The organism is Cupriavidus sp. GW823-FHT06D04, assembly GCF_058795055.1.
In genome coordinates this window covers 520,624-539,365 of the sequence record NZ_JBXAHL010000001.1, presented here as the reverse complement: position 1 = coordinate 539,365, position 18,742 = coordinate 520,624, and the positions used below count along the sequence as shown (strand labels likewise).

The window sequence follows — 18,742 nt, the reverse complement described above, 5'->3', positions numbered from 1 at the left end:
TGGCGCTGCCGCCCTCAGCGAGGCTGCGGCAGTCCGCCGATTTTCGCGCCGGCCTTGATGCCTTTCTGCGTGAACCATCCCTTGTTCATTTCCAGCGCATAGCGGATCGCCGCCTTCGGGCAATGGTTGCTCTCCGTGCGCGGCGCCATGTCCTCGATATTCACGATGGTGCCGTCATCGGCCAGGAAGGCGATTGACAGCGGCAGCTCGGTATTGCGCATCCAGAAGCAGTGGCCCGCCTTCTGCTCGAACACGAACAGCATGCCGGCGTTGGGGGCCATGGTCGTGCGGTACATCAGTCCCTGCTCGCGTGCCGCCGGCGTGGCGGCAACCTCCGCCTGGATCGCAAACATGCCCGCAGTGAGCGGCACCATCGGCAGCGCGGCCTGCGCGTGCGCGATCCCGGCGCTCAGCGCGAGCAGGCCGGCAAGGGAGGAGCATTGTGACAACAGCGTCTTGGACAGGAAGGACATGGTGTTCAGTCTGAAATGGCGCGGGCCGCGGCAGCCGCAAGCATAGCGCACACGCGGCATGCTGATGTGCGGCCGACGGTACGCCGCACCTCGACAATCCTATACCGGCAATAAAAAAGGCAGGCGCCTGGCGGCAGCCTGCCATTTCTTTCCTGCCTCGCGCACGCACGGGGCAGGGAGGGCGCCAGCAATTACTGGGCAGCCGGGGCCGACGCGGCGGCCTTCTTCTTGCTGTGCTTCTTGGTGGTGGTCTTCTTCTTGGCGGCCTTCGGGGCTTCCTTGGTGGCCGCGGGCGCTGCAGTGTCGGCAGCAGCAGGTGCCGAAGCCTGGGCGAAGGCGCCGGTGGCGAACAGGCCAACAACCAGAGCAGCGATCAGTTTTTTCATGGCGTATTACCTCGAAGGATAAGAAAAGTCGGAAATGATGACGCGCGATAGGACGTGTCCCCGACAAGAACGAGGCCGTTGCCGTCAGGGTTGACCCGCGATTTGTTTTTTTTTGTAACGAGAGCGGCGCTTGGTGTCATCCGTCCTGGCTTTCGATACATCGGGCCGCCGCGCCAGATCCGGCCGGGCATGCCGAGCAACGGCCGCCAGTCCCAGTTGGGCGGCGAACACCTCGCAGCTTTCGCCGGGCGCCAGCCCCAGGGCGCGCAGGTCAAGCGGGCCGATCCCGACCCGCACCAGCCGCAACGTGGGAAAGCCGACCGCGGCGGTCATGCGGCGCACCTGCCGGTTCTTGCCCTCGCGGATCTTCAGTTCCAGCCACGCGGTCGGGATCGCTGCGCGAAAGCGCACCGGCGGCTGGCGCGGCCACAGCCAGTCGGGCGCCTCGATCGCGCGTACCCTGGCCGGCTGCGTGACGAAGTCGCCCAGGTCTACCCCGGCGCGCAGCCGGGCCAGCGCGGCGGCATCGGGAATGCCTTCGACCTGTGCCAGGTAGGTCTTCTCCAGCTTATGGCGCGGGTCGGCGATGCGGGCCTGCAGCGCGCCGTCGTCGGTCAGCAGCAGCAAGCCCTCGCTGTCGGCATCGAGCCGCCCGGCCGGGTAGACGCCGGGCATGCTCACGCACGCGGCCAGCGTCGGGCGCGTCGGGTGTTCCGAGAACTGGCTCATGGTGCCAAACGGCTTGTTCAGGGCAATCAGGGTCATGGGGCGCAAGTATGCCGCAGTGGCGCGCAGGGGCGGGGGAGAGGATCTGGGGTCCGGCCCGATTGGCGGATGATGAAAAATTGCTGCATAATACGAAATTAGTCTTGTGTCTTATATAAGACTGAAGGCAGCGCAGGGTGGCGCCAGGGTGATGCAATGCAGCACGGGTGTGCGGTAAGGCCCGCTACAATGCGTCAGCGCCCTCTCCCCGAATCTTGCCGACCGGCCACGAACCGGCGGCAGTCACAACCGTTCCGTACTGGAGACGTCATGTACCAACATATCAAGGTTCCGGCCGGCGAAAAGATCACGGTCAACCAGGATTTTTCGCTGAATGTCCCGGACAATCCGATCATTCCTTATATCGAAGGCGACGGTACGGGCCTCGATATCACTCCGGTGATGATCAAGGTGGTCGACGCGGCCGTGGCCAAGGCCTATGGCGGCAAGCGCAAGATCGCCTGGATGGAGATCTACGCCGGCGAGAAGTCGACCAAGGTCTACGGCCCGGACGTGTGGCTGCCGGACGAAACCCTGGAGGTGCTCAAGGACTATGTGGTCTCGATCAAGGGCCCGCTGACCACGCCGGTGGGCGGCGGCATCCGCTCGCTGAACGTGGCGCTGCGCCAGCAGCTGGACCTGTACGTCTGCCTGCGCCCGGTGCGCTACTTCAAGGGCGTGCCCTCGCCGGTGCGTGAGCCGGAAAAGACCGATATGGTGATCTTCCGCGAGAACTCGGAGGACATCTACGCCGGCATCGAATGGGCGGCCGAGAGCGACCAGGCCAAGAAGCTGATCGCCTTCCTGCAGAACGAGATGGGCGTGAAGAAGATCCGCTTCCCGGCGACCTCGGGCATCGGCATCAAGCCGGTCTCGCGCGAGGGCACCGAGCGCCTGGTGCGCAAGGCGATCCAGTACGCCATCGACAACGACAAGCCGTCGGTGACGCTGGTGCACAAGGGCAACATCATGAAGTTCACCGAAGGTGGCTTCCGTGACTGGGGCTACGAGCTGGCGCAAAAGGAATTCGGCGCCGAGCTGGTCGACGGCGGCCCGTGGTGCAAGTTCAAGAACCCGAAGACCGGCAAGGACATCGTGGTCAAGGACGCCATTGCCGACGCCTTCCTGCAGCAGATCCTGCTGCGTCCGGCCGAATACTCGGTGATCGCCACGCTGAACCTGAACGGCGACTATGTCTCCGACGCGCTGGCCGCGCAGGTCGGCGGCATCGGCATTGCCCCGGGCGCCAATATGTCTGACTCGGTCGCCATGTTCGAGGCCACCCACGGCACCGCGCCGAAGTACGCCGGCAAGGACTACGTCAACCCGGGCTCTGAAATCCTGTCGGCCGAAATGATGCTGCGCCACATGGGCTGGACCGAAGCCGCGGACCTGATCATCTCGTCGATGGAGAAGTCGATCCTGTCCAAGAAGGTGACGTACGACTTCGCCCGCCTGCTGGAAGGCGCGACGCAGGTGTCGTGCTCGGGCTTTGGCCAGGTGATGATCGACAATATGTAAGCACGGACTCCCGCTGCAGCGGGCGACCTGCCGAGGAAAACCCCGGTGCCGCCTGGTCGGCGCCGGGGTTTTTTTCTTGCCCCGGGCGCCAGTGTTGCCTAGAACGTCAGGGGTTGGACTGACGGGCCTGGCGGCCCGAGGAGACAGGCATGGACGATCCCTTCCGCCGCACCGCGTTCGGTGCGGCCCTCTTCTACAAGGACCCGCTGGCGGCCCTGGACTGGCTGGAGCGCGCCTTCGGCTTTGAGCGGGTCATGGTGATCCGCGACCAGCAGGACCAGCTGGTGCATTCTGAAATGCGTTTCGGCGACAGCTACCTGATGGTGGGCAGCGAGTGGGCGGACTTTACCGCCAGCCCGGCCTCGATCGGAGGCAAGAATACCCAGACCCTGCACGTGCATCTGCAGGAAGGGCTGGACCAGCATTGCGAGCACGCGCGCGCCGCCGGGGCCGTGATCCTGCGCGAGCCGCAGGACGAGTTCTACGGCGACCGGACCTACACGGCCCGGGACACGGAGGGACATGTCTGGACCTTTGGCCAGACTGTACGCAAGGTCACCAGGGAAGAGGCCGAGCAGGCCAGCGGGCTGAAGATCGACGGCTGGGCCTGATGGCCCGGACCCTGGGGCCCAAAAAGCAGAAAGCCCGGCGCGAGGCCGGGCTTTCCGTCGGATGTGGTGCGTGCAGCTGATCCGAGCCGGCACCCGCCGCGCCGCCGTGGCGGCAAGGCGGGGAGCTGGCATCGATCCCGTCCCGGGGGAGCCCCCCCACACCCTGGTTGACCGCTCCGCGGCTCTGCGGCCGGGATGCGGTCGCGGCGCGCTTTAGCTGGCGTCCTGGATATTGGTGGCTTGCTTGCCCTTGGGGCCCTGGACCACCTCGAACGAGACGCGTTGACCTTCCTTCAGCGTCTTGAAGCCGGACATCTGGATAGCCGAAAAGTGCGCAAACAGTTCTTCTTCGCCCTCGTCCGGCTTGATGAACCCGAAGCCCTTGGCGTCATTGAACCATTTGACGATACCGCTTGCCATATACTCCCCCACGAAATAGCAGATTTCAAAGCGGGGAAGCCTTGCCGGCCAGACGGCACGGACTGCGGCGCCATGACCTGCCGCGTCCTGAGGTGCGGCAGGCGATGACGCGCGGCGAGGTGCAATCGCGTGGCGGACAGTCTCGATGCTGACTCGCCGCCGCGGCGGCCGTGGCCTCCCTGCTCACGGATCACCTGCCTCGGCTGTTGCTTTGGCTCGTTGGCCGTCGGCAGGTGTGCGAACGATTCTTCTGGCAAAGCCGGATACTGTCAAGTTGGCGGATTCCCCACTGCCAGCAGGGTGTGGCGGGAATCGGACGGCACCTGGTGGTACCTTGGCGGCATACGCCAGGGCTGCCGTGGATGCAGTCCCGCCGCGCCGGCCACGTGCCTTGCAATGCCTCCCGCGTGAAATCCCGCGTCCTTCCACCACCGGAAACAGGTGACCCGGCTCTTGAATCCGGCGCCTTTTCCCCAAATTGCAGAGTTGCGAGTAAGGGTTAGAATAAAGCCATGGCTACACGGCTTGCGAATGTTCCACAACGCGAAGCGGGCACCATCCTGGAGCGGAAAGAGCAGGCGCTTAAACCGCCCGCCATGTTCAAGGTGGTGCTGCTTAATGACGACTACACTCCGATGGAGTTTGTAGTGATGATCCTGCAGCAGTATTTCAGCAGGGACCGGGAAACGGCGACGCAGATCATGCTCACCGTGCACCGGGAAGGAAAGGGCGTCTGCGGTATCTACACCAGGGATATTGCAGCGACCAAGGTCGAGCTGGTGTCAACGCACGCGCGGCAGGCGGGGCATCCCCTGCAGTGCGTGATGGAGGAAGCATGATTGCGCAAGAATTGGAAGTGAGCCTGCATATGGCGTTTGTCGAAGCCAGGCAGGCACGCCACGAGTTCATTACCGTGGAGCACCTGCTGCTGGCATTGCTCGACAATCCCACGGCAGCGGAAGTCTTGCGCGCCTGCGCGGCCAATATAGAAGACCTGCGCACCAGCCTGAAGAACTTCATCGCGGATAACACGCCGGTGGTGCCGGGTACCGACGAGGTCGATACCCAGCCCACGCTCGGTTTCCAGCGCGTGATCCAGCGCGCGATCATGCACGTCCAGTCCACTTCCAACGGCAAGAAGGAAGTGACGGGTGCCAACGTGCTGGTCGCGATATTCGGCGAGAAGGATTCGCACGCGGTCTATTACCTGCAGCAGCAGGGCGTAACGCGCCTGGACGTGGTCAATTTCATCAGCCATGGCATCCGCAAGGACCAGTCCGAGCCCGCCAAGCATGGCGATGCCGCCGGCGAAGGCGAGGGCGGCGACGGCAAGGAAAGCCCGCTCGAGCAATACACCCAGAACCTGAACACGCTGGCCAAGGCCGGCAAGATCGACCCGCTGATCGGCCGCGAGAGCGAAGTCGAGCGCGTGGTCCAGGTGCTGTGCCGCCGGCGTAAGAACAACCCGCTGCTGGTCGGCGAGGCCGGCGTCGGCAAGACCGCGATCGCCGAGGGCCTGGCGTGGCGCATCACCAAGAACGAGGTGCCGGACATCCTGGAAAAGGCCACCGTCTACTCGCTCGACATGGGAGCGCTGCTGGCCGGCACCAAGTACCGTGGTGACTTCGAACAACGCCTGAAGGGCGTGCTGAAGTCGCTCAAGGACAATCCGAACGCGATCCTGTTCATCGACGAGATCCACACGCTGATCGGCGCGGGCGCTGCCTCGGGCGGGACGCTGGACGCCAGCAACCTGCTCAAGCCGGCGCTGTCGTCGGGCCAGCTCAAGTGCATCGGCGCGACCACCTTCACGGAATATCGCGGCATCTTCGAGAAGGACGCGGCGCTGTCGCGGCGCTTCCAGAAGATCGACGTGGTCGAACCTTCGGTGGACCAGACCGTGCAGATCCTGCGCGGCCTGAAGTCGCGCTTCGAGGAGCACCATGGCGTCAAGTACGCGGCCTCGGCGCTGACCGCGGCAGCGGAGCTGTCGGCCCGCTTCATTACCGACCGCCACCTGCCCGACAAGGCGATCGACGTGATCGACGAAGCCGGCGCGGCGCAGCGCATCCTGCCGAAGTCCAAGCAGAAGAAGACCATCGGCAAGGGCGAGATCGAGGACATCGTCTCGCGCATTGCGCGCATCCCGCCGCAGAGCGTGAACCAGGACGACCGCAGCAAGCTGCAGACGCTGGACCGCGACCTGAAGTCGGTGGTGTTCGGCCAGGACCCGGCGATCGAGGCACTGGCCTCGGCGATCAAGATGTCGCGCGCCGGCCTGGGCAAGACCGACAAGCCGATCGGGTCGTTCCTGTTCTCCGGCCCCACGGGCGTGGGCAAGACCGAGGTCGCCAAGCAACTCGCCTTCATCATGGGCATCGAGCTGCTGCGCTTTGACATGTCCGAGTACATGGAACGCCACGCGGTGAGCCGCCTTATCGGCGCGCCGCCGGGATACGTCGGCTTTGACCAGGGCGGCCTGCTGACCGAGGCTGTCACCAAGAAGCCGCACTGCGTGCTGCTGCTGGACGAAATCGAGAAGGCGCACCCGGATATCTTCAATATCCTGCTGCAGGTGATGGACCATGGTTCGCTGACCGACAACAACGGCCGGCGCGCCGACTTCCGCAACGTGATCATCATCATGACCACCAACGCGGGGGCGGAGACCATGAACCGCGCCTCCATCGGCTTCACCAGCTCGCGCGAGCAGGGCGACGAGATGGCCGACATCAAGCGCATGTTCACGCCGGAATTCCGTAACCGCCTGGATGCCATGATCAGCTTCCGGTCGCTGGATGAGGAGATCATCCTGCGCGTGGTCGACAAGTTCCTGATGCAGCTGGAAGAGCAGCTGCACGAGAAGAAGGTGGAGGCCAGCTTTACCGAGAAGCTGCGCAAGTTCCTGGCGCACAAGGGGTTCGATCCGCTGATGGGCGCGCGCCCGATGCAGCGCCTGATCCAGGACATGATCCGCAAGGCCCTGGCCGACGAGCTGCTGTTCGGCCGGCTGGTTTCGGGCGGCAAGGTGGTGGTGGACCTGGACGAGCAGGACCAGATCAAGCTCGATTTCTCCGAGATCGAGCCGGAACCGCCCGAGGCGCCCGAGGAACAGCGCGCCGAAGCCTGAGCGGTTATCGGCCGCGTTGCCTGCAACGTGGCCGGTCATCGGGCAAAATACGGGGGTGGCAGTCATGCCGCCCCTTTTCTTTTGTCCCGGCGGCCGCCGGCCATGCCCGTCGGGGCACGAGTTTGCGGCCGCGGCTGGCCGCGCAACCGGCCAGGAATCCAGCCTGAAAACCCTGATGTCCTCTGCCGAACGCACGCGGCGCCGCCGCCTGCTGCTCAAGATCCTGCCGCTGGGCGCCATGCCCGTCCCGATGCTTCACGCCGCTGCCGCCACCGGCGCCGAACCGCCGGCGGGCAACCGCCCGATCGCGCTGGTGCTGCCGTTCCCGCCTGGCGGGAGCGTCGACATCGTGGCCCGGCAGCTGCAGCCCGGGCTGAAGGCGGCGCTGGGGCAGACCGTGGTGGTCGACAACAAGCCGGGTGCCGGCGGCCTGATCGCATCGAGCACCGTGGCGCGCGCGAAGCCGGACGGCACCACTCTGTTGATGGCCTTCGACACCCACGCCATCAACCCTTTCGCCTACAAGCAGCTGCCCTACGACACCTTCCGCGATTTCTCGCCAATTTCGCAGCTGGTGCGCTTTCCGCTGGTGATTGCCGCCAATCCCGCGCTGCCGGTGGCCAATGTGCGCGAACTGGTGGCGCTGGCCAAGGCCAGGCCCGACGGCGTGCGCTATGCCTCGTCCGGCATCGGCAGCCTGAACCAGCTGGCGGCCGAGGCGCTGGCGACCGAAGCCGGCGTGCGCATGCTGCATGTGCCCTACAAGGGCGGCGGCCCGGCCGTGCAGGCGGTGCTGTCCAACGAGGTCGATATCTTCTTCAGCAGCTATGCCGCGGTGCAGGCGCACGTGGCCGCCCGCACCATCAAGGTGCTGGGCGTGACCGGCACCAGCCGGCTGCGCCAGCTGCCGCAGGTGCCGACGGTGGCCGAGCAGGGGCTCAAGGGCTTCGAGGCCTACTCCTGGATCGGCGTGTTCGGCCCGGCCGGCCTGCCGGCATCCACGGTCACGCGCATCCACGACGCGCTGGTCGAATCATTGCGCCAGCCGCGCGTGGTCGATGCGCTGGCTGCGCAGGGCTTCGAGATCGTGGGCGGCAGCCCGGCCGACCTCGGCAACCTGGTGCGCCGCGAGCATGACAAATGGCAGGCCGTGGCGCACAAGGCCAATATCCAGTTCGAATGACGATGTCCGGCGCCGGTGCGCCGTGAAACCGAGAGGACGCCGATGGTAACGCAAGCGGAAATGTTCGACCACGCCGTGGTGGTGTGCCCAGACCTCGATGCCGGGGCCCAGGCCTGGCGCCGGCTCGGCTTTACGCTGACGCCGCGCGGCTACCACACGCTCGGCTCGCAGAACCACTGCATCATGCTGCGGCGGGACTACGTTGAGCTGCTGCACGTGACCGCGCCCAGCCCCAGCCGCCAGTACTACTGGGATGCGCAGGCGCACGGCGGCGGCTGCGCGGCGATGTCGTGCAAGAGCGCCGATGCCTTTGCCACCGCGGCACGGCTGCGCGCGGCAGGCTGGCACACCTCGGACCCGATCGAGTTCTCGCGTCCGGTGCGGCTGGATGACGGCAGCGAGCATCCGGCCACCTTTCGCGTGACCGCGCTCGACGATGCGCCGGGCGCGCGCTACTTCGTTTGCGAGCACCGTACGCCCGAACTGCTGTGGCGGCCCGAATGGACCCGCCATGCCAACGGCGCGCAGAGCATCGCCACCATGTTCCTGGTGGTGGCGCCCGCGCTGGTGGACGCCGCCGCGCGCGCCTACGCGGAGCTGACCGGCGGCGAGCTGACGCAGCTGAGCGAACATGTCTGCAGCCTGGCGCTGGACGATGCCACGCTGGTGGTCAGCACGCCGCAGGCGCTGGCTTCGGCCACCGGCACCGCGCATATCCGGCGCGAGGGGCCGGGCTACGCGGCGATCCGCCTGCGCACCAATGACCTGGCGGCGGCGCGTGCCGGGTGGCGCGAACAGGGTGTGCCGACCCACGATCTGGGCCCGCGCGAGACCCTGGTGCTGGCGGATGCCGCCAGCGGCGTGGCGCTGCTGTTCGAGCAGCAGGGCTGAAATGCAAACTGGCGCCCCGCGGGGCGCCAGTGTCTTGTGCGGCCTTAGGCTGCGTCAGGCGCTGGCCTTGGCGTGATGTACGCCGGTCGAGCCAAAGCCGCCCGCGCCGCGTTCGCTGTCTTCGCTGAATTCTGCCACCGTCGAAAACACCGGCCGCAGCACCGGCACGAACATCATCTGCGCGATGCGCTCGCCCGGCTGGATCACGATCGGCTCGGTGCCGGGCGCATTGCGGTTCCACACGCTGACCATGATCTGGCCCTGGTAGTCGGCATCGATCACGCCGATCGAATTGCCCAGCACCAGGCCCTTCTTGTGGCCCAGGCCCGAGCGCGGCACGATGGTCGCGGCCATGTACGGGTTGCCCATGTGCACGGCGATGCCGGCCGGCACCAGTTGCGCGGGCGTGCCCGGCGCGATCGATACCGGGGCGTCGACGCAGGCATGCAGGTCGATGGCGGCGGCCATTTCGCTCTGGTAGGCGGGCAGGCCCCATTCATTCAGGCGCGCATCGAGCACCTTGATTTCGACGGTCGGGTTCAGTGGCTGGGTCATGGGAATCCTGGGGAAAATCGGTTCAACGGAATAGGTGGCAGCCGCGCATGATACCGGACGCGCGCGCGCCATCAGGGCCGTGCGCGCCCGGGCAGGCGCTGGCCGATCGCCGCCACCAGCTGGCGCGCCAGCGACAGCTTGTCGGCGCGCGGCAGCCGCGTCATGCCGGCGGCGTCGAACAGCACGATCTCGTTGTCGTCCAGGCCGAAGGTATGGTGGCCGATATTGCCGACCAGCAGCGGCACGCCCTTGCGCTGGCGTTTCTGCTCGCCGTACTGCTCCAGGTTCTCGCTCTCGGCGGCGAAGCCGACGCAGTAGGGTGCGTCAGCCCGCGCCGCGACCGAGGCCAGGATGTCGGGGTTCTGCACGAACTGCAGCGTGGGGGTGTCGGTATCGTTGGCCTTCTTCAGCTTCTGCTGTGCGACTTCAGCCGGGCGCCAGTCCGCCACCGCGGCCACGGCGACAAAGACATCCACGCCGTGCAGCTGCGCGATCACCGCGTCATGCATCTGCTGCGCGCTGCGCACGTCGGTCCGGACCACGCCGCGCGGGGTGGGCAGGCCGGTGGGGCCGGCCACCAGCAGCACCTCGGCTCCGGCCTCGCGCGCCGCGCGCGCGATCGAGAAGCCCATCTTGCCGGACGACAGGTTGGTGATGCCGCGCACCGGGTCGATCGCCTCGAAGGTCGGGCCGGCGGTGATCAGCACGCGCTTGCCCTGCAGCGGCTTGGGCTGGAAGAAGGCGATGATGTCGTCGAGCAGCTCTTCGGGTTCCAGCATGCGGCCGTCGCCGACCTCGCCGCAGGCCTGGTCGCCGCTGCCAGGGCCCAGGATCATCACGCCGTCGGCGCGCAGCTGCGCGGCGTTGCGCTGGGTGGCGGGGGCAGCCCACATCTGGCGGTTCATCGCCGGCGCCACCAGCAGCGGGCAGTCGCGCGCGATGCACAGGGTGCTGAGCAGGTCGTCGCACAGACCGTTGGCCAGGCGCGCCATGAAATCGGTCGAGGCCGGGGCGATGACGATGGCATCGGCCTCGCGCGACAGGTCGATGTGCGCCATGTTGTTGTCGATGCGGGCATCCCACTGCGACAGGAAGACCGGCCGGCCGGACAAGGCCTGCATCGTCACCGGCGTGATGAAATGCGTCGCCGCCTCGGTCATGGCCACCTGCACGGTGGCGCCGGCCTTGGTCAGCAGGCGGACCAGTTCGGCCGACTTGTAGCAGGCGATGCCGCCGGTCAGGCCGAGAACGATGTGCTTGCCGCGCAAATCCATGGTAAGGCTCGTCAAAGGGTGGGAAACGGCATGATACCGGCTGAGCGTGCTCGCTGCTGCCGGCAGCGGCACCGGATGGCATCAGGGCCGCATTCGCGGCCCTGGCATCACCTGCTGTGGTCTGGCGGCGCTCAGTGGCGCCGCACCCGCCGCAGCTCGTCCACGATCAGCAGTACCGCGCCGACCGTGATCGCGCAGTCGGCCACGTTGAAGGCAGGCCAGTGGTAGTTGCGCACATAGAAGTCCAGGAAATCGACCACGTGCCCGTAGACCACGCGGTCGATCACGTTGCCGACCGCGCCGCCCAGGATCAGCGACACCGCGAAGCAGAACATGCGCTGGCCGGTATGGCGGTACAGCAGCCAGACGATGAACGCGCCCACCACGAGGCCAAGACCGGTGAAGAACCAGCGCTGCCAGCCGCCGGCATCGGCCAGGAAGCTGAACGCCGCGCCCTTGTTGTAGACCAGCACCAGGTTGAAGAAGCTGGTCACCGGGCGCGATTCACCATAGGTGAAGGTGCGCACAATGACGATCTTGAAGAACTGGTCGAGCACTACCACCAGCAGCGCGAAGGCCATCCACAGCAGCGGGGTGGTGCTGCCGGCGGCCTTGTTGTTGCGGCGTGCCGGGCGGGCGGAACGGGACGTGGTCGATGCCATCAGGCATGGCTCCTGTGTTCACCGGCGCCGAACAGGTTGCTGTCGCAGCGCCCGCAGAGGGTCGGATGGTCCGGGTTGTGGCCGACATCGGCGCGGTAGTGCCAGCAGCGCTCGCACTTGGCATGGGCCGACGGGGTCACCGTGACCAGCAGGTCGCCGGCCTCGGGCGCGTGCGTTACCTTGGCCGAAGAGGTCAGCAGCACGAAGCGCAGGTCGTCGCCCAGGCTCTGCAGCGCGTCCAGCACGGGGCCGCCGGCCTGGATGGTCAGCTCGGCCTGCAGCGACGAGCCGATCTCGCCTTCCACGCGCACCGCTTCCAGCTGCTTGGTGACCTCGGCGCGCACTTCGCGCAGCGTGTGCCACTTCTGCAGCAGGTCGTCGGCGCCGTCGTCGACTTCCGGCACCGCGTAGTAGGTGCTGGTGAAGATGGTGTCGGTGTGCTCGGTGCCGTGGGCGAAGATCTGCCACGCTTCCTCGGCGGTGAACGACAGGAACGGCGCCATCCAGTGCAGCATCGCCTGGGTGATGTGGTACAGCGCGTTCTGCGCCGCGCGGCGGGCCTTGGAGTCCGGCGCGGTGGTGTACAGGCGGTCCTTCAGCACATCGAGGTAGAAGCCGCCCAGGTCCTCGGAGCAGAACGTCTGCAGCTTGGACGCCACCGGGTGGAATTCATACGACTCGTAGTGCGACAGCACTTCCTGCTGCAGTTGCGCGGTCAGCGCCACGGCGTAGCGGTCGATCTCCAGCCATTCCGACGCCGGCAGCGCATGCCTGGCGTGGTCGTAGTCGGACAGGTTGGACAGCAGGAAGCGCAGCGTGTTGCGGATGCGGCGGTAGCTTTCCACCACGCGCTTGAGGATCTCGTCCGAGATCGACAGCTCGCCGGAGTAGTCGGTCGAGGCCACCCACAGGCGGATGATCTCGGCGCCCATCTTGTTGGTGATGTCCTGCGGCGCCACGGTGTTGCCGACCGACTTGGACATCTTGCGGCCCTCGCCGTCGACGGTGAAGCCGTGCGTCAGCAGCGCCTTGTAGGGCGGCTTGCCGTACAGCATCGACGCCGTCAGCAGCGACGAATGGAACCAGCCGCGGTGCTGGTCCGAGCCTTCCAGGTACAGGTCGGCGAGGCGGCCATCGGGCGTATCGGCTGACGGATCGTACAAGTCGTCGCGGTGCGAGCCGCGGACCACGGTCCAGTGCGTGGTGCCGGAATCGAACCAGACGTCCAGCGTGTCGCGATTCTTTTCGTACTGGCTGGCCTCGTCGCCGAGCAGCTCCTTCGGATCCAGCGTCTGCCAGGCCTCGATACCGTGCTGTTCGACGCGTTTTGCCACTTCTTCCAGCAGCTGCGGCGTGCGCGGGTGCAGCGCACCGGTTTCCTTGTGCAGGAAGAAGGCCATCGGCACGCCCCACTGGCGCTGGCGCGACAGCGTCCAGTCCGGCCGGTTGGCGATCATGTTGTGCAGGCGCTGCTTGCCCCAGGCCGGGAAGAACTCGGTGGCGTCGATGCCGGCCAGCGCGGTCTCGCGCAGGGTGGGGCCGGTCTTGCCGTTCTCGTCGGCCGGGTCCACGTCCATGCCCGCGAACCACTGCGAGGTGGCGCGGTAGATGATCGGCGTCTTGTGGCGCCAGCAGTGCATGTAGCTGTGGGTGTACTTGTGCGAATTGAACAGGTTGCCCGAGGCCTGCAGCACCTCGACGATCTTCGGGTTGGCGTCCCAGATCGACAGCCCGCCAAAGAGCGGCAGCGTGCCGGCATAGACGCCGTTGCCCATCACCGGGCTGATGATGTCCGAATCGGCCATGCCGTGCGCCTTGCACGACTGGAAGTCTTCCACGCCGTAGGCCGGCGCCGAGTGCACGATGCCCGAGCCGGTGTCGGTGGTGACGTAGTCGCCCAGGTAGACCGGCGACAGGCGGTCATAGCCCGCGTCCATCTTCGCCAGCGGGTGGTGGAAGCGGATTTCCGACAGTGCCGCGCCGGTGGTGGTGGCCACGACCTTGCCTTCCAGGCCGTAGACCTTCAGCTGCTCCTCGACGCGCTCGGTGGCCAGGATCAGGTAGCCGCGCGGGGTCTCGACCAGCGCGTATTCCACTTCCGGGTGCACGTTCAGCGCCTGGTTGCTCGGGATGGTCCACGGCGTGGTGGTCCAGATCACGATCCAGCCGGGCTTGCCGTCGAGCTGCTCGAACGGCACCTTGAACGCGTGCGCCAGCTTGTCGGCTTGCGCGAACGGGAAGCCCACGTCGATCGACAGGTCGACCTTGTCCTTGTATTCGACCTCGGCCTCGGCCAGCGCCGAGCCGCAGTCGAAGCACCAGTTCACCGGCTTCAGGCCGCGGAACACATAGCCCTTCTCCATGATCTTGCCGAGTGCGCGCAGTTCATCCGCCTCGTTGCTGTAGTTCATGGTCAGGTAGGGGTGGTCCCAATCGCCCAGCACGCCCAGGCGCTCGAAATCCACCATCTGGCGCTTGATCTGCTCGGTGGCGTAGGCGCGCGCCTTGGCCTGGACCTCCTGCACCGGCAGGCCCTTGCCGAACTTCTTCTCGATCTGGATCTCGATCGGCATGCCGTGGCAGTCCCAGCCCGGCACGTAGACGGCGTCCAGCCCGGTCAGGCCGCGCGCCTTGATGATCATGTCCTTGAGCACCTTGTTGACTGCGTGGCCGATATGGATGTCGCCGTTGGCATACGGCGGGCCGTCATGCAGCACGAACTTCTTCGCGCCCTTGCGCGCCGCGCGGATCTTCTTGTAGAGCTGCTTGTCCTGCCACTGCTTGACCCACTGCGGCTCGCGCTTGGGCAGGTCGCCACGCATCGGGAAGGGCGTGTCGAGCAGGTTGACCGGATACTTGCTTTTCTCGGGCTTGGCGCGTTTGTCGTCAGACATTTCGATTCTCAGGGCAATTCGGGTTGGGCGCGCGGGCGGCGGCAGGCCGGCGGGCGCGCGGAAAGACTGGGGCAGGCGGCGTGCGTGCCGGGCCCGCGCCACTGGCATGCGGGCAGGCGCCGGCCGCTACCTAATTCGGTCGGTGGCGGAGGTGGCGAAGTCGCGCCCGCCGCTGCCTTCGGCCGCGCCCGGGGCGGTCAGGCCGAAGAAGGCGCGCGCATCGGCGCTGTCCTTGGCGATGGCGGCGGTGAGCTGGTCCAGGTTGTCGAAGCGCGCTTCGTCGCGCAGCTTCTTCATGAATTCAACCCGCACCAGCTTGCCGTACAGGTTCTCTTTGAAATCGAACAGGTGAACTTCCAGCAGCACCCGGCCGGCGTCCTCGATGGTGGGGCGCACGCCGATGCTGGCCACGCCCGGCAAGGGCTGGTCGGCGATGCCATGCACCTGCACCACGAAGATGCCGCTGACTGCCGGCCGCTTGTGCGAGATGCGCAGGTTCAGCGTCGGGAAGCCCAGGTCGCGGCCCAGCTTGCGGCCGTGGATCACGTGGCCGCTGATGGCATAGCCGTGGCCGAGCAGGCGCCGGGCATGCTCCAGGTCGCCGTCAGCCAGCGCCTGGCGCACCGCCGAGCTGGAGATGCGGATGCCGCCTTCGGACACCGAGCCCATCTGCTCGACATCGAAGCCGTAGCGACGCCCGGCTTCCTGCAGGTAGGTAAAGTCGCCGGCGCGCTTGGCGCCGAAGCGGAAGTCGTCGCCGACCAGCACCCAGCGCGCGTGCAGGCCATGCCACAGCACGTTCTCGACGAACGCCTGCGGCGACTGGGCGGCAAAGTGGGCGTTGAAGTGTTCCACCACCACCCGGTCCACGCCGTTGCGGCGCAGGCTTTCCAGCTTGTCGCGCAGCAGCGCGATGCGGGTGGGGGCCTTGTCCGGGGTGAAGAACTCGCGCGGATGCGGCTCGAAGGTCATCACGCACAGCGGCAGGCCGCGTGCGTCGGCCGCTGCGCGCGCACGCGCGAGCAGCGACTGGTGGCCGCGATGCACACCGTCGAAATTGCCGATGGTGAGCGCGCAGGGCGCCCGGCTTTCGGCGTTGGGCAGGCCGCGGAAGACTTTCACGGGGACGGCGGGAAACGTTTCAGGTAAAGCGAGCATTATAAGGCGAATGGGTCCGCTTGCCGCTCCCGCCGCCCGCGGCCGGTGCCGCGCTGCTGTTTTTGTGCCGCAACCGGCCCTCGCGGCATGGCGCGATGCCGCAAAAGGCGGCATGATATGGCCCACTTCGGCTCCACTTCGGCCCTGGCACCTGCTGCCCCCGATATCCGCCCATTCCAAGCCAGCCACACTTGAAAGCGCTGCCCAACCGGTTCTTTTCCCGGCTCCTGCCCCGAGTCCTGCCTCAGGCGACCGCCCAGCTCGACGTCGAGACGCGCGCCAAGCTGATGGCCATCGTGCACAAGAACTCGCCTACGGCAATCGTGGCCTCGGTGCTGCTGCCCGCGCTGACCACACTGGGATTCTGGAACGACGTGAGCCACTCGGCCTTGCTCGGCTGGTGCGCGGTGATGCTGCTGCTGACGGCCGGCGGCCTGTGGTTCTACGTCGGCTACCAGCGCGACCATGCCTCGATGAGCCGTTCCGCGCACACGCGCAAGTGGTGGAACAATATGCGCGCGGTTGCCTTCCTGACCGGCGTGACCTGGGGCAGCTCGGCACTGCTGCATTTGTATACAGGCTCGGCGGTGTTCTCAAGCGTGCTGTACCTGCTGACCCTTGGGGTGCTGGCTGGCGGCGCGGTGTCGCAGGCGCCGGTGCCGTCGAACCTGGTCTATGCCGGCGTGCCGATCCTGGTGCCCAACATCCTGATGGCGGAATTCGCCTTCCCCGGCCATGGCGCCTATGTGCAGGGACTGCTGGTGATCTACGGGGGGATGCTGTCGCGCCATGCCTTCAACCTGCAGGTCACGCTGGTGCGCGCCATCCAGCTCGAGGGCGACAGCCGCCGCCTGGCCAAGCAGTTCCAGGAGGAAAAAGAGCGCGCGCTGCATGCCAGCGAGGAGAAGTCGCGCTTCCTGGCTGCCGCCAGCCACGACCTGCGCCAGCCGGTGCATGCGCTGGTGATGCTGGTGGAGGCGCTGCGCGCGCGCAACCAGTCGTCGGCGCTGCATCCGCTGGTGGAGCAGGTGGCGGCGGGCACCCAGACCATCGACCTCTTGTTCCGTTCGCTGCTGGACCTGTCCAAGCTGGAAGGGCGCAAGGTCCTGCCGACGCTGGAGCCATGCGAGCTGGGCGCTCTGATCCGCGACGTGATGAGCCAGTTTGCCGCCGATGCGCGCGAAAGCGGCCTGACCCTGACCCCGCGCGTGCCCGACGAGCTGTACGCCATGGCCGAGCCGGTGCTGTTGCGCCGGGCCCTGTTCAACCTGGTGCAGAACGCGCTGCGCTACACCCAGCGCGGCGGCGTGCTGGTGACCGCGCGCCAGCGCCGCAAGAGTGTGCGGCTGGAAGTCTGGGATACCGGCGCCGGCGTGACACCGGAGCACCTGCCCGACATCTTTTCGCCGTACTACCAGGTCCATAACCCGCAGCGCGACCCGTCGCAGGGCCTGGGCCTGGGGCTGGCCATCTTCAAGGAATGCGTGCGCCTGATGCGCGGCACCTATGGCGTGCGCTCGGTGCCGGGCAAGGGTTCGGTGTTCTGGTTCGCGCTGGCGACGGTGCCGGCCGAGACCGTCGCCAGCGTGCGCGAGATGCGCGCGATGGCGCAGGCAGAAGAGGCCAAGCCCGACCGCCTGCAGGGCACGGTGCTGGTGGTCGACGACGACAGCCAGATCCGCAAGGCCTGGATCGCGCTGATGGAGGCCTGGGGCATCCGCGTGGCCTGCGCCGCGCACGGCGCCGAGGCTGACAAGCTGTTTGCGAAGGGCCTGCGCCCGGACATCATCTTCTGCGACCTGCGCCTGCCCGGCAGCGAGAACGGACTGGATTTGCTCGAGCGCTGGCAGAACACGCAGCCGCAGGCGCGCAGCGCGCTGCTGACCGGCGACCTGAAATCCGCCGCGCTGGCGGCGGCGGAAGAGGCGGGGTATTTCGTGCTGCCCAAGCCGGTGGACCCGGCTTCGCTGCGGCTGTTGCTGCGCCGCTGGCTGCGGCCGGCGTAGGGCGGGGGGAGGACGGCGAAGGGTGCCGGCCTGCGTTACTGGCGCAGGCGGAACCGCTCCATGCGCGACATCACCTGCATGCGCGTGCGCACGCCCAGGCGCTGCAGGATGGCCGACACGTGTTCCTTGACGGTGTTCTCGGTCAGCCCCAGGCGGCGCGCGATCACCTTGTTCGGCAGGCCTTCCAGCACCAGCGCCAGCACCGAGCCCTGGCGCGGCGTCAGGCCGAGTTCGGCCGGCGTGACCGGAATGCCGTGGGCGGGCCCGAACGACTGCGCGCGGCCGTTCAGGGCCTCATCGGTGGGGAAGGAGGTGTCGCCTGCCAGCACCTTGCGCACCGCGGCGGTGAAGGCATTGGCATCAAGGTGCTTGCCGACGAAGCCGCAGGCCGACAGCGCGCGGGCGCGACCGACGATCTCGGGGGTGGCCTCGGCGGACATGAAGATGAAGCGTGCGCCAGGAATGACGGTCTTGAACGACTGCATGGCGTCGAAGCCCGTGCCATCGTTCAGCCAGATATCGAGCAGCACGATATCGGGGCGCAACCCCTGCTGCAGGCTTGTCAGGGCTTCGCGGGCACTGCCGGCGGCATGGACAGCCACATCCGGCATGACTTCGGCGAGAAAAGCCGTAGTGCCTGACAAAGCCATAGGATGATCATCGACCACCAACAACGTCGGTGCAGCGTTCGACATGCGAATTCCCGTTCAAATTCCCGTTTCGTCCTTGTTGTCACCAGCTCTTGGCGAGCACTGTGTCAGGCACAGGGTTGGCGCGTGGACGTAGCGCCCACTCTAGCAGAGGGGGCGAAGC

Annotated in this window: 17 protein-coding genes; 7 read left to right on the top strand and 10 right to left on the bottom strand. The window is 66.8% G+C overall.

Annotation, left to right across the window (positions count from 1 at the left end; translation table 11 throughout):
- Window positions 1-14: 14 nt before the first annotated feature.
- The 3 genes from AC1Q7H_RS02520 to AC1Q7H_RS02510 all read right to left on the bottom strand — a co-directional run bounded on the left by AC1Q7H_RS02520 (window position 15) and on the right by AC1Q7H_RS02510 (window position 1,624).
- On the bottom strand, window positions 15-473 hold the full coding sequence (locus AC1Q7H_RS02520) for a DUF192 domain-containing protein (RefSeq protein ID WP_041228459.1): 459 nt from the start codon (window positions 471-473) through the stop codon (window positions 15-17).
- Between the two features lie 191 nt (window positions 474-664).
- Window positions 665-859 (bottom strand): hypothetical protein, encoded by a 195-nt coding sequence (locus AC1Q7H_RS02515; RefSeq protein ID WP_013957888.1) that lies wholly within the window; start codon window positions 857-859, stop codon window positions 665-667.
- Window positions 860-943: 84 nt separating this feature from the next.
- Complete coding sequence (locus AC1Q7H_RS02510; RefSeq protein WP_492377806.1) at window positions 944-1,624, bottom strand: pseudouridine synthase; 681 nt, start codon at window positions 1,622-1,624, stop codon at window positions 944-946.
- 270 nt (window positions 1,625-1,894) lie between these two features.
- On the opposite strand from AC1Q7H_RS02510, the gene icd reads away from it, so the two are divergent.
- Window positions 1,895-3,145: an NADP-dependent isocitrate dehydrogenase gene (gene icd, locus AC1Q7H_RS02505; protein WP_013957886.1), complete on the top strand. Its 1,251-nt coding sequence runs from the start codon at window positions 1,895-1,897 to the stop codon at window positions 3,143-3,145.
- 149 nt (window positions 3,146-3,294) lie between these two features.
- A complete protein-coding gene (locus tag AC1Q7H_RS02500) occupies window positions 3,295-3,756 on the top strand; it encodes a VOC family protein (protein ID WP_013957885.1) in 462 nt (153 codons plus the stop codon).
- A 213-nt stretch (window positions 3,757-3,969) separates the two neighbouring features.
- On the opposite strand, the gene AC1Q7H_RS02495 is transcribed toward AC1Q7H_RS02500, so the two are convergent.
- Window positions 3,970-4,176 (bottom strand): cold-shock protein, encoded by a 207-nt coding sequence (locus AC1Q7H_RS02495; protein ID WP_010814999.1) that lies wholly within the window; start codon window positions 4,174-4,176, stop codon window positions 3,970-3,972.
- 512 nt (window positions 4,177-4,688) lie between these two features.
- Between AC1Q7H_RS02495 and clpS the strand changes: the two genes are divergently transcribed.
- The 4 genes from clpS to AC1Q7H_RS02475 all read left to right on the top strand — a co-directional run bounded on the left by clpS (window position 4,689) and on the right by AC1Q7H_RS02475 (window position 9,380).
- Window positions 4,689-5,015 carry an ATP-dependent Clp protease adapter ClpS gene (gene clpS, locus AC1Q7H_RS02490; protein WP_010814998.1) on the top strand — a complete coding sequence of 109 codons (327 nt, stop codon included), beginning with the start codon at window positions 4,689-4,691 and terminating at the stop codon, window positions 5,013-5,015.
- Window positions 5,012-7,306 carry an ATP-dependent Clp protease ATP-binding subunit ClpA gene (gene clpA, locus AC1Q7H_RS02485; protein WP_013957884.1) on the top strand — a complete coding sequence of 765 codons (2,295 nt, stop codon included), beginning with the start codon at window positions 5,012-5,014 and terminating at the stop codon, window positions 7,304-7,306. Before clpS ends, clpA begins: the two co-directional genes overlap by 4 nt.
- 175 nt (window positions 7,307-7,481) lie before the next feature.
- Window positions 7,482-8,489: a tripartite tricarboxylate transporter substrate binding protein gene (locus AC1Q7H_RS02480; protein WP_211980257.1), complete on the top strand. Its 1,008-nt coding sequence runs from the start codon at window positions 7,482-7,484 to the stop codon at window positions 8,487-8,489.
- Window positions 8,490-8,531: 42 nt separating this feature from the next.
- Complete coding sequence (locus AC1Q7H_RS02475; protein WP_211980256.1) at window positions 8,532-9,380, top strand: VOC family protein; 849 nt, start codon at window positions 8,532-8,534, stop codon at window positions 9,378-9,380.
- Window positions 9,381-9,434: 54 nt separating this feature from the next.
- Here AC1Q7H_RS02475 and dut read toward each other — a convergent pair whose 3' ends face one another.
- The 5 genes from dut to AC1Q7H_RS02450 form a co-directional block, all read right to left on the bottom strand.
- Window positions 9,435-9,935 carry a dUTP diphosphatase gene (gene dut, locus AC1Q7H_RS02470; protein WP_011615967.1) on the bottom strand — a complete coding sequence of 167 codons (501 nt, stop codon included), beginning with the start codon at window positions 9,933-9,935 and terminating at the stop codon, window positions 9,435-9,437.
- 71 nt (window positions 9,936-10,006) lie between these two features.
- Window positions 10,007-11,209 (bottom strand): bifunctional phosphopantothenoylcysteine decarboxylase/phosphopantothenate--cysteine ligase CoaBC, encoded by a 1,203-nt coding sequence (coaBC, locus tag AC1Q7H_RS02465; RefSeq protein WP_013957881.1) that lies wholly within the window; start codon window positions 11,207-11,209, stop codon window positions 10,007-10,009.
- Window positions 11,210-11,340: 131 nt separating this feature from the next.
- Complete coding sequence (gene lspA / locus AC1Q7H_RS02460) at window positions 11,341-11,871, bottom strand: signal peptidase II (RefSeq protein WP_013957880.1); 531 nt, start codon at window positions 11,869-11,871, stop codon at window positions 11,341-11,343.
- Window positions 11,871-14,765: an isoleucine--tRNA ligase gene (gene ileS / locus AC1Q7H_RS02455; RefSeq protein WP_013957879.1), complete on the bottom strand. Its 2,895-nt coding sequence runs from the start codon at window positions 14,763-14,765 to the stop codon at window positions 11,871-11,873. Before ileS ends, lspA begins: the two co-directional genes overlap by 1 nt.
- A gap of 126 nt (window positions 14,766-14,891) precedes the next feature.
- Window positions 14,892-15,887, bottom strand: a complete 996-nt coding sequence (locus tag AC1Q7H_RS02450) for a bifunctional riboflavin kinase/FAD synthetase (RefSeq protein ID WP_211980255.1) — start codon at window positions 15,885-15,887, stop codon at window positions 14,892-14,894.
- A gap of 227 nt (window positions 15,888-16,114) precedes the next feature.
- Here AC1Q7H_RS02450 and AC1Q7H_RS02445 point away from each other — a divergent pair, with 227 nt between their 5' ends.
- Window positions 16,115-17,929 (top strand): hybrid sensor histidine kinase/response regulator, encoded by a 1,815-nt coding sequence (locus tag AC1Q7H_RS02445; protein ID WP_211980254.1) that lies wholly within the window; start codon window positions 16,115-16,117, stop codon window positions 17,927-17,929.
- A 35-nt stretch (window positions 17,930-17,964) separates the two neighbouring features.
- Here AC1Q7H_RS02445 and AC1Q7H_RS02440 read toward each other — a convergent pair whose 3' ends face one another.
- A complete protein-coding gene (locus AC1Q7H_RS02440; RefSeq protein WP_011615962.1) occupies window positions 17,965-18,624 on the bottom strand; it encodes a response regulator in 660 nt (219 codons plus the stop codon).
- Between the last annotated feature and the right edge of the window lie 118 nt (window positions 18,625-18,742).